The sequence below is a fragment of the Streptomyces sp. NPDC045778 genome, from assembly GCF_056431945.1.
Genome location: NZ_JBWKJZ010000021.1, coordinates 114,432 through 128,883, shown reverse-complemented (window position 1 = coordinate 128,883; position 14,452 = coordinate 114,432). Strand labels below are relative to the sequence as shown.

General features: G+C 72.6%; 16 protein-coding genes and 1 pseudogene. 7 read left to right on the top strand and 10 right to left on the bottom strand.

Annotation, left to right across the window (positions count from 1 at the left end; genetic code table 11):
* Nucleotides 1-38 precede the first annotated feature (38 nt).
* On the top strand, nucleotides 39-1,547 hold the full coding sequence (locus tag AC07GB_RS25750) for an MFS transporter (RefSeq protein WP_478849305.1): 1,509 nt from the start codon (nucleotides 39-41) through the stop codon (nucleotides 1,545-1,547).
* Between the two features lie 81 nt (nucleotides 1,548-1,628).
* Complete coding sequence (locus AC07GB_RS25745) at nucleotides 1,629-1,967, top strand: DUF6332 family protein (RefSeq protein ID WP_478849303.1); 339 nt, start codon at nucleotides 1,629-1,631, stop codon at nucleotides 1,965-1,967.
* Here the strand turns inward: AC07GB_RS25745 and AC07GB_RS25740 are convergent.
* The 4 genes from AC07GB_RS25740 to AC07GB_RS25725 form a co-directional block, all read right to left on the bottom strand.
* Nucleotides 1,928-2,593, bottom strand: coding sequence for a response regulator (locus AC07GB_RS25740; protein WP_478849301.1), 666 nt, complete (start codon nucleotides 2,591-2,593; stop codon nucleotides 1,928-1,930). The two genes, AC07GB_RS25745 and AC07GB_RS25740, sit on opposite strands and share 40 nt — an antisense overlap.
* A 23-nt stretch (nucleotides 2,594-2,616) precedes the next feature.
* Entirely contained in the window at nucleotides 2,617-3,894 is a 1,278-nt protein-coding gene (locus AC07GB_RS25735; protein ID WP_478849299.1) for a sensor histidine kinase, read from the bottom strand.
* Nucleotides 3,895-3,991: 97 nt separating this feature from the next.
* Nucleotides 3,992-4,573 (bottom strand): response regulator, encoded by a 582-nt coding sequence (locus AC07GB_RS25730; RefSeq protein WP_478849297.1) that lies wholly within the window; start codon nucleotides 4,571-4,573, stop codon nucleotides 3,992-3,994.
* A gap of 227 nt (nucleotides 4,574-4,800) precedes the next feature.
* On the bottom strand, nucleotides 4,801-6,003 hold the full coding sequence (locus tag AC07GB_RS25725; RefSeq protein WP_478849295.1) for a geranylgeranyl reductase family protein: 1,203 nt from the start codon (nucleotides 6,001-6,003) through the stop codon (nucleotides 4,801-4,803).
* A gap of 222 nt (nucleotides 6,004-6,225) precedes the next feature.
* Between AC07GB_RS25725 and AC07GB_RS25720 the strand changes: the two genes are divergently transcribed.
* Both AC07GB_RS25720 and AC07GB_RS25715 read left to right on the top strand, forming a co-directional pair.
* Entirely contained in the window at nucleotides 6,226-7,584 is a 1,359-nt protein-coding gene (locus tag AC07GB_RS25720; protein WP_478849293.1) for a M20/M25/M40 family metallo-hydrolase, read from the top strand.
* A 148-nt stretch (nucleotides 7,585-7,732) separates the two neighbouring features.
* On the top strand, nucleotides 7,733-8,449 hold the full coding sequence (locus AC07GB_RS25715) for an MBL fold metallo-hydrolase (protein WP_478849388.1): 717 nt from the start codon (nucleotides 7,733-7,735) through the stop codon (nucleotides 8,447-8,449).
* Nucleotides 8,450-8,568: 119 nt separating this feature from the next.
* Here AC07GB_RS25715 and AC07GB_RS25710 read toward each other — a convergent pair whose 3' ends face one another.
* Complete coding sequence (locus AC07GB_RS25710; protein ID WP_478849291.1) at nucleotides 8,569-9,612, bottom strand: NUDIX hydrolase; 1,044 nt, start codon at nucleotides 9,610-9,612, stop codon at nucleotides 8,569-8,571.
* 361 nt (nucleotides 9,613-9,973) lie between these two features.
* Between AC07GB_RS25710 and AC07GB_RS25705 the strand changes: the two genes are divergently transcribed.
* Entirely contained in the window at nucleotides 9,974-10,306 is a 333-nt protein-coding gene (locus AC07GB_RS25705) for an STAS domain-containing protein (RefSeq protein ID WP_478849289.1), read from the top strand.
* Between the two features lie 49 nt (nucleotides 10,307-10,355).
* Here the strand turns inward: AC07GB_RS25705 and AC07GB_RS25700 are convergent, their stop codons facing one another.
* A complete protein-coding gene (locus AC07GB_RS25700; protein ID WP_375256634.1) occupies nucleotides 10,356-10,433 on the bottom strand; it encodes a 50S ribosomal protein bL37 in 78 nt (25 codons plus the stop codon).
* Nucleotides 10,434-10,559: 126 nt separating this feature from the next.
* Entirely contained in the window at nucleotides 10,560-10,967 is a 408-nt protein-coding gene (locus tag AC07GB_RS25695) for a MerR family transcriptional regulator (RefSeq protein ID WP_478849287.1), read from the bottom strand.
* Nucleotides 10,968-11,026: 59 nt separating this feature from the next.
* Between AC07GB_RS25695 and AC07GB_RS25690 the strand changes: the two genes are divergently transcribed.
* Nucleotides 11,027-11,947: an NAD(P)-dependent oxidoreductase gene (locus AC07GB_RS25690; RefSeq protein WP_478849285.1), complete on the top strand. Its 921-nt coding sequence runs from the start codon at nucleotides 11,027-11,029 to the stop codon at nucleotides 11,945-11,947.
* Between the two features lie 96 nt (nucleotides 11,948-12,043).
* Nucleotides 12,044-12,223, top strand: a complete 180-nt coding sequence (locus tag AC07GB_RS25685) for a hypothetical protein (protein WP_478849283.1) — start codon at nucleotides 12,044-12,046, stop codon at nucleotides 12,221-12,223.
* 62 nt (nucleotides 12,224-12,285) lie between these two features.
* Here the strand turns inward: AC07GB_RS25685 and AC07GB_RS25680 are convergent.
* The 3 genes and pseudogenes from AC07GB_RS25680 to AC07GB_RS25670 all read right to left on the bottom strand — a co-directional run.
* Nucleotides 12,286-12,420: pseudogene (locus tag AC07GB_RS25680) on the bottom strand (carbohydrate ABC transporter permease); the annotation flags it as partial.
* A gap of 173 nt (nucleotides 12,421-12,593) precedes the next feature.
* Complete coding sequence (locus tag AC07GB_RS25675; RefSeq protein ID WP_478849281.1) at nucleotides 12,594-13,523, bottom strand: carbohydrate ABC transporter permease; 930 nt, start codon at nucleotides 13,521-13,523, stop codon at nucleotides 12,594-12,596.
* Complete coding sequence (locus AC07GB_RS25670; RefSeq protein WP_478849279.1) at nucleotides 13,520-14,434, bottom strand: carbohydrate ABC transporter permease; 915 nt, start codon at nucleotides 14,432-14,434, stop codon at nucleotides 13,520-13,522. Before AC07GB_RS25670 ends, AC07GB_RS25675 begins: the two co-directional genes overlap by 4 nt.
* Between the last annotated feature and the right edge of the window lie 18 nt (nucleotides 14,435-14,452).

The following is a 14,452-nucleotide window of genomic DNA, read 5'->3' as shown; positions in this document are numbered from 1 at the left end:
CACTTGCAGTCAATGCACATGCATGTACTCTGCTCCGCATGACTTCACCGGTCTCCCCCGTCCCCCCTGCCTCCCCTTCGGCGGAGCGCTGGACCCCACGCCTGTGGGGCACGCTGCTCGTGCTGTGCGCCGCGATGTTCCTGGACGCCCTCGACGTCTCGATGGTCGGCGTCGCCCTGCCGTCCATCGGCTCCGACCTGGACCTCTCCACCTCGTCCCTCCAATGGGTCGTCAGCGGATACATCCTGGGCTACGGCGGTCTGCTGCTGCTCGGCGGCCGCGCCGCCGACCTGCTCGGACGCCGTGAGGTCTTCCTCATCGCCCTGGGTGTCTTCGCCGTGACCTCCCTCTTCGGCGGGCTCGTCGACTCCGGGCCGCTGCTCATCGCCAGCCGCTTCGTGAAGGGCCTGAGCGCCGCGTTCACCGCGCCCGCCGGCCTGTCGATCATCACCACGACCTTCGCCGAGGGCCCGGTCCGCAACCGCGCCCTGTCCATCTACACCACCTGCGCCGCCACCGGCTTCTCGCTCGGCCTCGTCCTGTCCGGCGTGCTCACCGAGGTCAGCTGGCGGCTGACCATGCTGCTGCCCGCGCCGATCGCCGTCATCGCGCTCGTCGCCGGGCTCAAGCTCATCCCGCGCTCCGCCCGCGAGGCGAACCGCGGCGGCTACGACGTGCCGGGCGCCGTCACCGGCACGGCGTCGATGCTGCTGCTCGTCTTCACCGTCGTGCAGGCCCCCGAGGTCGGCTGGGCCTCCGCCCGCACGCTGCTGTCGTTCCTGGCCGTGGCGGTGCTCCTCGCCGCCTTCGTCGCCATCGAGCTGCGCACCGCGAGCCCGCTGATCCGCCTCGGCGTCCTGCGCTCGGGAGCGCAGGTCCGCGCCCAGCTCGGCGCGGTCACGTTCTTCGGCGGCTATGTGTCGTTCCAGTTCATCGCCACCCAGTACCTCCAGTCGCTGCTCGGCTGGTCGGCCCTGGAGACGGCGCTCGCCTTCCTGCCCGCGGGGGTGATCGTGGCCCTGTCCGCCACGAAGATCGCCGGCGTCGTCGACCGGTTCGGCACCACCCGGGTCATCGTGACCGGCTTCGCGCTGCTCGTGGCGTCGTACGCGCTGTTCCTGCGCATCGACCTGACGCCGACGTACGTCACGGTCATCCTGCCGTCGATGGTGCTGCTCGGCATCGCGTGCGCCCTGGTCTTCCCCTCGCTCAACATCCAGGCCACCAACGGCGTGGCCGACCACGAGCAGGGCATGGTCTCGGGCCTGCTCAACACCTCGATCCAGGTGGGCGGCGCGGTCATCCTCGCGATCACCACCGCGGTCATCACGGCCTCCGGCGAGGGCTCGCCCGAGGTCGGCGCGTCACCCGGTGCCGTCCTGGACAGCTACCGCCCCGGCCTGGTCCTCGTGACGGCCTTCGCCGTGGCCGGGCTGCTCATCAACCTCACAGGACTGCGTGCCCGGCGCAGGCAGCGGACGATCACGGTCGCCACGTCGCAGCCGCTGACGGACACCCCGCGCGAGCGGGTCACCATCGGCGACTGAAAGACGCGACGGCACGTCACAGCCGGGGGCCCGGCGGGCAATTCCTTGCCCGCCGGGCCCCCGGCCTGTGACACTTCCCGCATGAATGACATGGGGGACACGGTGGGACAAGGCCGACGGAGCCAGGCCGAGCGGGACGCGATCACGGTGGAGATCGGCTACGCGCTCGTGAGTGCGGTGGCGTACGCGGCACTCGTCTTCATGGCCCTGGCCGGCGGGCCCATCCTCGTGTTCGGCCTGTCGGGCGGCACCGCCACGACGCTCACGGCCGTGGGCGGAGCCTTCGCCGGCACCGCCTTCCTCGTCCGCCTCGTCGCCGTCCTCTGGCGGTTCGCCGAGCGGTGGCGGGAGCGGCGCGCGGCCCTGCCCGGCGTACCGGCTCAGCCCAGCCAGCCGGGGCGGACCAGGCCCGACTCGTAGGCCAGGACGACCAGTTGGGCGCGGTCGCGGGCGCCCAGCTTCACCATCGTGCGGCTCACATGCGTCTTGGCGGTGAGCGGGCTGACGACGAGGCGGCGCGCGATCTCCTCGTTCGACAGGCCGATGCCGACCAGGGCCATCACCTCCCGCTCCCGTTCGGTGAGGTGGGCGAGCGCCCCCGCGGCCGCCGGTTCCTTGGAGCGCGCGGCGAACTCCCCGATGAGGCGGCGCGTCACCCCGGGCGAGAGCAGCGCGTCACCGGCGACCACCGCCCGCACCGCGCGCAGCAGTTCGTCGGGCTCGGTGTCCTTCACCAGGAAGCCCGAGGCGCCGGAGCGGATCGCCTCGAAGACGTACTCGTCCAGCTCGAAGGTGGTGAGCATGACCACCCGTACGCCGTCGAGGTCCGGCTCGCCGGTGATCCGGCGGGTGGCCTCCAAGCCGTCGAGCAGCGGCATGCGGATGTCCATCAGGACGACGTCGGGCCGCAGCTGTCGCACCTTGCGCACCGCCTCGTCGCCGTCCGCGGCCTCGCCCGCCACCTCGATGTCCGCCTGGGCGTCGAGCAGCGCCTTGAACCCCGCGCGGACCAACGACTGGTCGTCGGCGAGCAGTACGCGGATCACGGGGGCCTCCTGAGGTGGGGTGCTCACTGGTCGTCGTGCCGCTCTCGGCCCGGCCGCGCGGCGGTGCTGGTGGGCAGCACCGCCGTCACGCGGAAGCCGCCGCCGGGGCGCGGGCCCGCCTCAATGGTGCCCTTGAGCGCGGCGGCCCGCTCCCGCATTCCGGCGAGGCCGTTGCCGCTGCCGCCCGCGTCGGCGCCGGTGGCGGGTCCGTCGTCGTCGACACGCAGCGTCACGGAGCCGGGGGCGTACCGCACCAGGACGCGTGCCCGCCGCGAGCCGGAGTGGCGTACGACGTTGGTGAGCGCCTCCTGGACGATGCGGAAGGCGGCCAGGTCCGCGCCGGGCGGCAGCGGACCGCGGCGGCCCTCCGTGGTGACGGTCACCGTCAGGCCCGTGCTGCCGGCCTGCTCGACGAGTTCCGGGAGCCGGTCGAGGCCCGGGGCCGGCGCGCGCGGGGCCGCGCCCGGGGCCCGCAGGGTGTCGAGGACCTGGCGGACCTCGCCGAGCGCCTCCTTGCTCGCGGCCTTGATGGTGGTCAGGGCGGTCCTGGCCTGCTCGGGGTCGGAGTCGAGCAGGGCGAGGCCCACACCGGCCTGCACATTGATGACGGAGATGCTGTGCGCGAGGACGTCGTGCAGCTCACGGGCCATCCGCAGCCGCTCCTCGTCGGCGCGCCGCCGGGCCGCGAGGGCACGCTCGGCGCGCTCCTTGGCCCACTGCTCGCGTCGGGTGCGGGCCAGCTCCGAGACCGCGACGACCGCCACCACCCACACGGCGGAGACCAGCGCCTCGCCCCAGCCGGGCGCGCCGTCCCCCGCGGGCGGCAGCCACCGGTACAGCACCTGCGTGACCAGGGTCTGCCCGGCCCACCACACGCCGATGGCCCCCCACGCCGCCCGCCGGTGCCCCGCGACGAGAGCCGCGAAGCAGCCGACCGCGACCGTGAGGAACACGGGCCCGTACGGATAGCCCGCGCCGAGGTAGACCACGGTGGTCCCGGCGGTGACGTAGGCGACGGCCACGGGGTGGCGGTGGCGCAGCAGCAGGGAGCCCGACGCGAGCAGGAGCAGCACCCGCGCCAGGACGTCGGCTTCCTCGCGCCCGGGCTGGCCGTGCCCGGCGAAGCCCGTGCCGATCTGGATGAACACCGTGAGGAGCAAGGTCGTCAGCCAGGGCAGGCGGCGCCCGGCCGCGGTGGTGTCGTCGACGCCCGGCAACCGCCACCACGACGGCCCTCGCCGCCACACCGGTGGTCCGCCCCGGGGCGAGCCACCGCACCCGCGTCCGCGCTGTTCGTCCATGGCGGCCACGCTAGACGGAGGCTCAGGCGCCGGGCGTCCGCCAGGCGTGGCGATCAGGCGTACTCCCTGGGGAGTAGCCGCTCCGCGCGCCCGGCGGTCAGTCCTTCGGCAGGCGGCCGCGGCGGACCGCGCCCGTGGACTGGGAGGGCACGCGGACCTGTACGGCGTCCGGCGGGGCGGAGGGGTTCGCCTGCGGTGCGGGCACGCCCGTGTGGGACGGGCCGCCCGCGGCGGGGCGCACGCCGTCGAGGCTCCGGGACCGGTAGCCGTCGACCTCGGCCTTGAGCGCCCGCAGCCGCTGGTACGTGTCGTAGAGGTAGCGCACCTTGGTGCGCAGCGCCCACGGGTCGACGGGCTTCACGACGATGTCGGCCACGCCCAGGCGCAGGGCCGTCGCCGACAGCTCCTGGCTCACGTCGAAGCCGGTGAGGAGGATGATCGGCAGGAGCTGCGTCTGCTCCACGCCCCGCACGTAGCGCACCACGTCCAGGCCGTCGACGCCGGGCATGCGCACGTCGAGCAGGGCTACGGCGATGTGGCCGCGGAGTATTTCCTTGAGGGCATCGTCCCCGTTGGTCGCGCACGTCGTCTCGTAGCCGAGCGGAGCCAGCGCGCTTTCCAACGCGAAGAGGTAATCCTCGTGGTCGTCCACGACGAGGACCTTCGAGTGCGACGGCATGTGTGGAGCCCCCTCATCCGAGCTAACCAGCCTATGCCCCTGGCGAATTGGAGAAACCTTCATCCGAAACGCTAGACGACTTCTCATTCTTCACAAGCGGATCACGAAACTCGCTGGTTCCACAAGTTTCCTCCCGGGCGCATACGGAACGGGGCACCGGCGAGTCCGCGCGGCCGTCGGAGCGGGCGGCGGGAGGGCGGCCCGCCCGCTCCGACGGCGCCTCGTGGCTAGCGGTTGAGCTTGCTGAGCGCGCGTCCTGCCATCGGGTGCGTGCGCACGATCTCGGCGAGCGTGGTGGAGCCGCTGGTGATCTTCGTGAACGCGTTCCACGCCGGGCGGAAGCTCGTGAGCGCGGTGTGGAACAGGCCGGGGCGCCGCTCGAAGATCGCGAGCAGGCGCCGGCCGACGCTCATCTCCACGCCGAGGCCGGCCTTGACGGCGAACGCGTAGTTCAGCGCCTGGCGGCGGGCGTCCACCGCGTCGTGCGCCTCCGCGACGCGCACCGCCCACTCCCCCGCGAGGCGGCCCGAGCGCAGCGCGAACGAGATGCCCTCGCGGGTCCACGGCTCGAGCAGGCCGGCCGCGTCGCCGCACACCAGGACCCGGCCGCGGGAGAGCGGCGAGTCGTCGCTGCGGCAGCGCGTGAGGTGGCCGGAGGAGATGCTCGGCTCGAAGCCCGAGAGGCCGAGCCGGGCGATGAAGTCCTCCAAATACCGCTTCGTCGCGGCGCCTTCGCCGCGCGCGGAGATCACGCCGACCGTCAGCGTGTCGCCCTTGGGGAACACCCAGCCGTAACTGCCCGGCATCGGGCCCCAGTCGATGAGCACCCGGCCCGCCCAGTCCTCGGCGACCGTCGCGGGCACGGGGATCTCCGCCTCCAGGCCGAGGTCCACCTGGTCCAGCTTCACCCCGACGTGTGCTCCTATGCGGCTCGCGCTGCCGTCGGCGCCCACGACCGCGCGGGCCAGGACCGTCTCGCCGCCCTGGAGGACGACCGCGACCGTGCGCCGGTCCGGCACGGCCGGGCCGTGCTGCTCGACGCGGGCCACGGTGACGCCGGTGCGCACCTCGGCGCCCGCCTTCTGCGCGTGCTCCACGAGCCGCTGGTCGAACTCCGGCCGGTTGATGAGCCCGAAGAGCGTCTTCCGGGAGCGGCGGGTGCGGGAGAACTTGCCGTCCAGGGTGAACGTGACCGCGTGCACACGGTCCCGCAGAGGCAGGTCGAAGCCCGGGGGCAGGGCGTCCCGCGAGGGGCCGATGATGCCTCCGCCGCACGTCTTGTACCGCGGCAGTTCGGCCTTCTCCAGGACCAGGACGCTGCGTCCCGCGACGGCCGCCGCATAGGCCGCGGAGGCTCCCGCGGGGCCCGCGCCGACCACGACGACGTCCCACACCTGCCGCGGGTCGTCCGCTGACTTCTCGCTGCTCACGTTGGTCTTCCGCTCCCGATCCCCGTCTTGGCCGCGCTGTCCTTGCACTCTGGGAGGCATCCTACGGCGCACGCCCGCGCGACCCTCCTGTGGGAGGATCAGCAACGTGCACACCGCACGCACCCGTGCCCACCGGCCACGCGCGCGGCGCGCACCTGTGATCACCGCGAACCGCGTCACCCGTCCCCCAGGGACAACGTCGCACCTACGAGGAGCGTGCCCATGCCGTCGAATCCGATCGCCGAGACCGTCGCTTCGCTCATGCCGCGGGCGAAGGCGGAGCTGACCGAGCTGGTGGCCTTCAAGTCGGTGGCGGACTTCGAGCAGTATCCGAGGAGCGAGAGCGAGGCCGCCGCGAACTGGGTGGCCGACGCGCTGCGCGCGGAGGGCTTCGAGGACGTCGCGCTCCTTGACACCCCGGACGGCACGCAGTCGGTGTACGGCTACCTGCCGGGCCCCGCGGGCGCCCCGACGGTCCTCCTGTACGCGCACTACGACGTGCAGCCCCCGCTCGACGAGGCCGGCTGGGCCACGCCCCCCTTCGAGCTGACCGAGCGCGACGGCCGGTGGTACGGCCGCGGCAGCGCCGACTGCAAGGGCGGCGTGATCATGCACCTGCTCGCGCTGCGCGCCCTGAAGGCCAACGGCGGCATCCCCGCGCACGTGAAGTTCATCGCGGAGGGCTCGGAGGAGCAGGGCACGGGCGGCCTGGAGCGCTACGCCGAGGCGCACCCCGACCTGCTGCGCGCCGACACCATCGTGATCGGCGACGCGGGCAACTTCCGCGCCGGCCTGCCGACGGTCACCGCGACCCTGCGCGGCATGACCCTCGTACGCGTGGAGATCGACACCCTCGAAGGCAACCTCCACTCCGGGCAGTTCGGCGGCGCCGCCCCCGACGCGCTCGCGGCGCTGGTGCGCGTCCTGGACTCGCTGCGCGCCGACGACGGCTCGACGACCGTCGACGGCCTCGACAACGCCGGTGTCTGGGAGGGCCTCCAGTACGCGGAGGACGACTTCCGCCGGGACGCGAAGGTCCTCGACGGGGTGGGCCTGATCGGCGAGGGCACGGTCGCCGACCGCATCTGGGCGCGTCCGGCCGTCACCGTGCTCGGCATCGACTGCCCGCCCGTCGTCGGCGCGACCCCGTCCGTGCACGCGGGCGCGCGGGCGCTGATCAGCCTGCGGGTGCCGCCGGGCGTGGACGCCGCGGAGGCCACCAAACTGCTGCGCGCCCACCTGGAGGCGCACACCCCGTGGGGCGCCCGGGTGCGCACGGAGCAGGTCGGCCAGGGCCAGGCCTTCCGCGCGGACGTCACGAGCCCCGCGTACGAGGCCATGGGGGCCGCCCTGAGCGAGGCGTACGACGGCCAGGAGATGCAGGCGTCCGGCATGGGCGGCTCGATCCCGCTGTGCAACACGCTGGGCGGGCTGTACCCGGAGGCGGAGATCCTCCTGATCGGCCTGAGCGAGCCCGAGGCGCAGATCCACGCCGTGAACGAGAGCGTGTCGCCGGACGAGCTGGAGCGCATGTCGGTCGCCGAGGCCCTGTTCCTCCAGCGGTACGCGACCGGGGCCTGACCCCTCGCCGGGCCCGGGGCCGCGCCGCCGCAGTCCCGGGCCCGGCTCCCTCCACGGGGCGCTCTGCCGGGAGCAGAACCCGTACGCCCCCGGCGAAGAGCACTCGCTCCGCGGGGCGGGCCGTCCCTACGGTCACCGCATGAACCCGATCGAGATCATCGAACTCCGGCCCCGGCTCCACCTCTTCCGCTTCCCCGTCGGTCAGGCCTACCTGTGGCGCGACGGCGACGAGCTGACCCTCGTGGACGCGGGTGCCCCCGGTTCGGGAGCGGCCGTCGCGGAGGCGATCGCGGGCCTCGGGCTGCGCCCCCGCGACGTACGGCGCGTCGTCCTGACGCACTTCCACGGCGACCACGCGGGCGGCGCGGGCGAGTTCGCGGCCCTCACCGGGGCCACGGTGTTCGCGCACCACCTGGACGCGCCCATGGTGCGCGGGGCGGTCCCGGGCCCGGCGCCGGTCCTGGAGGACTGGGAGGTGCCGATCTTCGAGGAGGTGTCGAAGAGCGTGCCGAAGCCGACCGAGCGGCGGGTGTACGCCGCCGAGCTGCGGGAGGTGGTGGACGGTGACGTCCTGCCCTTCGGCGGCGGCGCCCGCGTGGTCGGCGCGCCGGGGCACACCGAAGGCAGCATCGGCCTGCACCTGCCGGAGCACGGCGTCCTGTTCACGGGAGACGCCGTCGCGAGCAGCCCCGGGACAGGTGTCGTCCTCGGCGTCTTCAACCAGGACGCGGGGCGGGCCGTCGCCTCCTTCCACCGGCTCGCCGCGCTCGACTCGGACATGGCGTGTTTCGGTCACGGCGATCCGGTCCGCGCGGACGCGTCGGCGGTGCTGCGGGCGGCGGCGGCACGTTATGCCGGGGCCTGACACCGGCTGGGGCCGCTGCCCGGTCGCGATGGCGTGGCCGTACCGCTCACGGCGGTTCAGGCCGACCAGGGCGGGGGGTCTCGCGTCGCCGGACGTCCCGGGCGGCGCCGCCCGCGGGCTCAGTCGCCCACCGGCTGTCCCGCCTCCAGGTACAGCGGGTGGCCGCGCTCCCGCGCGCGCAGGGCCCAGCGCAGCCGCTCGTACCGCACCGGCGGAAGGAGCCGGGCGGCCTCCTCCTCGGTGACGAAGCGCCAGTCGCGCAGTTCGGAGCCGGGCAGGAGCAGCCGCTGGATGTCGGCGCGGTGGAGGGTGCCGCCGTCGAAGAGGAAGCGCATCCCGCCGTAGCCGGGCGGCAGCGGCGGCTCCCAGTCGGCGACGAGGAGCCGGGGAGTCCCGGTGAGCCGGATGCCGGTCTCCTCCGCGACCTCGCGCACGCCGGCGCGGGCGGGCGCCTCGCCGCGCTCGACGACCCCGCCGGGGAACTCCCAGCCCGCCTTGTACGTGGGGTCGACGAGCAGCACCCGGCCCCGCTCGTCGAAGAGCAGCACGCCCGCGGCCAGGGTCTCGGCGGTGGGCTTGGGGGTCTGCACGATCTCGCAGGCGGGAACGGCTCCGGTGCGCACCGCCTCGGCGATGTGCTCGGCCGTCTCGTACGGGGTGAGGGCGCTGGTGTCCACGCGGTGGGCGTCCGCCCGCAGCCAGGCGGCGAGCGCGGCGTGGAAGGGCTCGATGTGGTCGAACGACCATTGGCGAATGCGTAGTTCGCCATCGGGTATATCCGGGGGGACTTCGCGTCCGGCTATGCGTTTGCGCAGGATCGTTTCGTCCGGAGCGAGCAGTACGTGCCGTATCGGTATCCGCCGTGAGGCGAGGCCGCCGAATATCTCGTCCCGGTACTCCTGGCGCAGGAGCGTCATCGGCACCACGAGGACCCCGCCCAGCTCCGCGAGCAGCCCGGCCGCCGTGTCCACCACGAGGCGGCGCCAGATCGGCAGGTCCTGGAAGTCGCTCACCTCGGCGAGTCGCTTGGCGGGCAGCAGGTGCGGCAGGGCGCCGCCGATGACCTCAGGGTCGAAGAGCGCGCTGTTCGGGATCAGCTCGATCAGTTCCCGTGCGGCGGATGTCTTTCCCGCACCGAACGCCCCATTGATCCAGACGATCACGTTTCCCCCTCTTCTGTTGGCCCCAAGTGGCTTGCCCGCAACACGGTGCCACGGAAACCAGCACCTGATGAGGGCCGCCACCGCCAGACCAAAAGCCGCCAGATCATGTCAAGTCTCTCGCGACAACTTCGCCCCATCGAGTGGCACCGCCACCCCACGAATCGTTCCCGCACTGCGGGGCGGGTCCCCGCCCGCTAGCGTGATCCGCCAGGCACCCCGGCCCCTGGTGACCTCCTCATTCCGGTTGCTTCACCGCATGCGCCCCGGCCCGTCGGACCGGCCGGGGCCCGCCCTGGGGGGACTAGTGCATCAGGACGAACTGCGCGAATTCGCGTGCGAGATTCCGGCCTTACCACCTCGGGTGTACGAGTCCGAGGGCAGCGTCGTGGTGGAACTGCGCGGCGAGGTCGACCTCGTGGGCTTCCAGCGGGCGGCGCCCGTGCTCGACCCGGTCACCGCGGGCTCCGCCGAGACCGTTGTCATCGACCTGACCCACGCGACGTTCATCGACTGCTCCGGCCTCGCCCTGCTCATGCGGGCACGGCGCCGCCTCGCGTCGAGGGGCGCCGAGCTGCGGGTGGTGTGCCGCGACCCGATGGCGCTGCGCGTCATGGGCATCACCGGCCTGCGGGTGGTCCTCGCGCCGGTGGCCTCGGTGCGGGAGGCGCTGGGGCAGCCGGAACACGATCCCTAGAAACCGGTCCGGCCGTGGCGACCTGGAGCCGCCACGGCCGGGGCCCGGGTCAGGACTGCGGACGCTTCCCGTGGTTGGCCGCGTGCTTGCGGCGGGCCTTCTTCTTACGGCGTCGCTTCGAGGACATGCGTGCTCCTCTCCCTGCTGGTCGGGGCCTGTGCCTGAGCCGGAGTCGTGTCTCCACCGTGGCATATCCCCGCCCCACCCGCGATTCGCCGCCCCCGGGCACCTGGCACCCCTGTGGGCGCACGTGTCACACCGTTCCCGGCGCGGCGCTCGCGTAGCAGGCGTCCGGGTCGGTCAGCGCGCCCGGCACCGTCGCGTCGATGATCTCGTCGAGGCGGGCGCGGGCGGCGAGGAGGCCGGCCACGGCCTCGTCGATGCGGTCGCGCTCCTTCGTGAGGTCCGGCAGCATGCCGGAGCAGGCGGGGGCGAGGGTGCCGCCGTCGTCGATCATGCAGGGCAGCAGCTCCGCGATGGTGGCGGTGTTGAGGCCCGCGGCCAGCAGGACGCGGATGCCGCGCACCGTGACCACGTCCTCCTCCGTGTACTCGCGGTATCCGCTGGGGCGCCGCGCGGGAGCGAGCAGCCCTTGCTCCTCGTAGTAGCGCAACAGCCGCTGGCTGACGCCGGTCCGCCGGGCGAACTCGCCCATGCGCATGTGATCACCGCCACGTCCCGTTGACTCTCACATCGATGTGAGAGAGCAGTCTAGGCCGCATGACGAACCACGACGCATCAGCAGGTACGACGACCGCCCCGGCCCCCGTCTCCGTCGTCGGCCTCGGCCCCATGGGCCTGGTCCTCGCCGAGGTCCTCCTGGCCGAGGGGCATCCCACGACCGTCTGGAACCGCACTCCGGAGCGGGCCGCCGGCCTCGTCGCCCAGGGCGCACGGCTCGCCGGGAGCATCACGGACGCGGTGTCCGCGAGCCCCGTCACGCTCGTATGCCTCAACACCTACGACACGATGTACGAGGTGTTCGGCCCGGCCGGGCACGCCCTGCGGGGCCGGGCCCTGGTGAACCTCAACTCCGGTACGCCGCGGGAGGTCCGCGCCGCCGTCGCCTGGGCGGACGGTCTCGGCGCGCGCTACCTGGACGGCACCATCATGGTGCCGCCGCCGCTGGTCGGGCGGCCCGACGCGGTGTTCCTCTACAGCGGCGACCGCGCCGTCCTCGACGAGCACCGGGCGACGCTCGCGAGCCTGGGCGACCCGCGCTTCCTCGGCACGGACCCGACTCTGGCCGTGCTGTACAACACGGCTCTGCTGCACATGATGTACGCGACCCTGGGCGGCTTCCTCCAGGCCTCCGCCCTGGTCGGCTCCGCCGGGGTGACCGCGGCCGACTTCTCGAAGCTCGCGCTCGACTGGTTCATGCCCGCGGTCCTCAGCCCGGCGTCCCTCGCGCCACGGGCGGCGGAGCTGGACGAGGGCGACTACCCGGGCACGCTCGGCACGTTGGAGATGAACCTGAACGCCCTGGAGCACATCGCGCGCGCCGCCGAGGAGCAGGGCGTGCACTCCGAACTCCCCCGCCTCATGCACGAGGTGGCCGAACGCGCGATCGCCCTGGGCCACGGCGCCGGCAACTACTTCTCCGTCTACGAGGTCTTCAAGCAGGCATCGCACACGCCCTGACGGGCACCGCGGGCCCGCCACGCCCGGGGGAACTCCTCCTCAGCCCGGCGGGATCCTCGTGGTAGTCGTGGAGGTCCAGTCGTCGAGAGGGATGTCATGGCTGAAGAGCCTGTGCCTGGCCGGTTGGGCGTGGAGATGCGGGAGGCGACGTTCCCTGACGGGACGAAGGGCGTGATCACGGTCAAGGCGGGCCTGCCGCAGGCCGAGGTGGACGCGGTCGCGGCCCGGCTCTGGACGGCGCCCCCCACCAGGACCGAGCCGCCCCCGGAGCCCTGACCCCGCCCGGCACACACCGGTCACCCTCGGGGCTACCCCACCGCCCGACGCGGACCGCCGGCTCACCCCTTACTGGACCCCAACGTCAACCCCGCGATGAAGTGACGTTGCAGCAGCAGGAACACCAGGAGCGTCGGGAGGGCCACCACGGCCGGGCCCGCCGCGAACAAGTTGTAGTCGGTGAAGCCGTGGGCGCGCGTGGTTCCAGGGGGAAGCGGCCACCTCGTCCGGACTGAATCTCCCCGGGCCCCGCCCCACAGCAGCCGCGAGCTGACGCTGGAGCCGTGCCCCCCGAAAGCCGCCCGCAGAGCCCCTCCTCGACCGCCGCGAAAACAGCGCCCGGCTGTCCGAGGGGACCTGAAGCGCCGGCTCACCCCTTACTGGACCCCAACGTCAACCCCGCGATGAAGTGGCGTTGCAGCAGCAGGAACACCAGGAGCGTGGGGAGGGCCACCAGGACCGAGCCTGCCGCGAGCAAGTTGTAGTCGGTGAAGAACTGGCCGCGGAGGTTGTTCAGGGACGAGGTGATGGGGAGCTTGTCGGGGCTGGAGATGAAGATGAGGGCCCAGAGGAAGTCGTTGTAGATCCAGGTGAATTCGAGGGTGGCGAGGGCCGCGAGGGCCGGGCGGCACAGCGGGAGCGTGATGCGCCAGAACTGGGTCCACACCCCGGCCCCGTCGACGACCGCGGCCTCCAGGATCTCCTTGGGCAGGGTGCGCATGAACTGGGAGAGGACGAAGACGCAGAAGCCCACCTGGAAGCCGATGTTGACGAGGATGACCGCCCAGTAGGAGTCGTACAGGGTCATCGAGTCGGACATCCACCAGGGCAGGTCGACGTTCAGGAAGAGGACGTAGAGCGGGGTCACCAGGACCTGCGGAGGCAGCAGATTGCCCGCCGTGAAGAACATGAGGAGGGCGAGGCCCCCGCGGATGTTCAGACGGGAGACCGCGAAGGCGACGAAGGCCGCGAGGAACAGCGTGACGATCACCGCGGGCACGGCGATGATCAGCGTGTTGGTGAAGTACTTGCCCATGCCGGAGGCGGTGTAGGCCTCGCGGTAGTAGGAGAAGGACAGCGTGTCCGGCCAGGAGAAGTAGCCGTCCCGGGCGGTCTCCTCGTACGGGCGCAGGCTGGCGTAGACGGCGAGCAGCAGCGGGGCGAGGAACGCCAGGCACACCGCGGCCAGGAAGAGGTGGACGCCGTAGCGGCCCCGGCGCGGGCGGCGGTGCGGGGCGGCGCCCCGGAGAGCCGGTGTCACCTCGTCGGCCCGCGTCGAGGACTTCAGGTCCGCGGTCATTTCTCGCGCGCTCCTCTCAGCTCCTGGACCAGGAACGTCACGACGAAGCCCAGCGAGACGCCGAGCAGCACGACCGCGATGGCCGAGCCGAAGCCGATGCGGCTGGCCTCGCCGATGATGTTGTCGGTGATGAGGACGGAGAGCAGTTCGAGGCCGTTGCGGCCCTTGTTCACCGCGTACACGATGTCGAAGGCGCGCAGCGCTTCGATGACTGTGATGACGCCCACGATGACGTGGACGGGGCGCAGGGTGGGGAAGGTGACGCGGAAGAACGTCTGGCGTTCGTTCGCCCCGTCGATCGCCGCGGCCTCCTTCAGCTCGGGGTCGACGGACTTCAGCCCGGCGAGGTACAGGATCATCACGTAGCCGGTGTGCCGCCAGCTCGCGGCGAGCATCATCATCCACAGGTTGAGGTCGGAGTCGCCGAGCCAGTCGACGGGGTCCCGCTCGTCGCCGAGGAGGGTGTTGACGACGCCCTGGTCGGTGCCGAGGAGCAGCTGCGCCATGAAGCCGACGACGGCGAGCGAGAGCACGACCGGCATGTAGAGCACGGACTGGTAGAAGCGGCTGAAGCGGACGCCCCGGTCGATGAGGACCGCGAGGAAGAGCCCGAAGGGGGTCGCGACGAGCCCGAGGAAGGCGATCCACAGCAGGTTGTGGCGGACGGCGGGCCAGAACGCGGGATAGTCCTGGACGAGGTTCTCGTAGTTGTCGGCGCCCACCCAGTGGATGTCCCCGATGCCGTCCCAGGACGTGAAGGACAGGCCGACGGAGGCGAGGGCGGGGCCCCAGACGATGACGACGTCCAGCAGGACGGTGAGCCCCAAGAGCGCGCCGAGAACGGCGGTGTCGCGGCGCGTGAAGCGCCGTGTCGTACGCCGTCCGGCGCGCCGCGCGGTGTTCTGCGGCACGGAGTGCGCTCCCCTGAT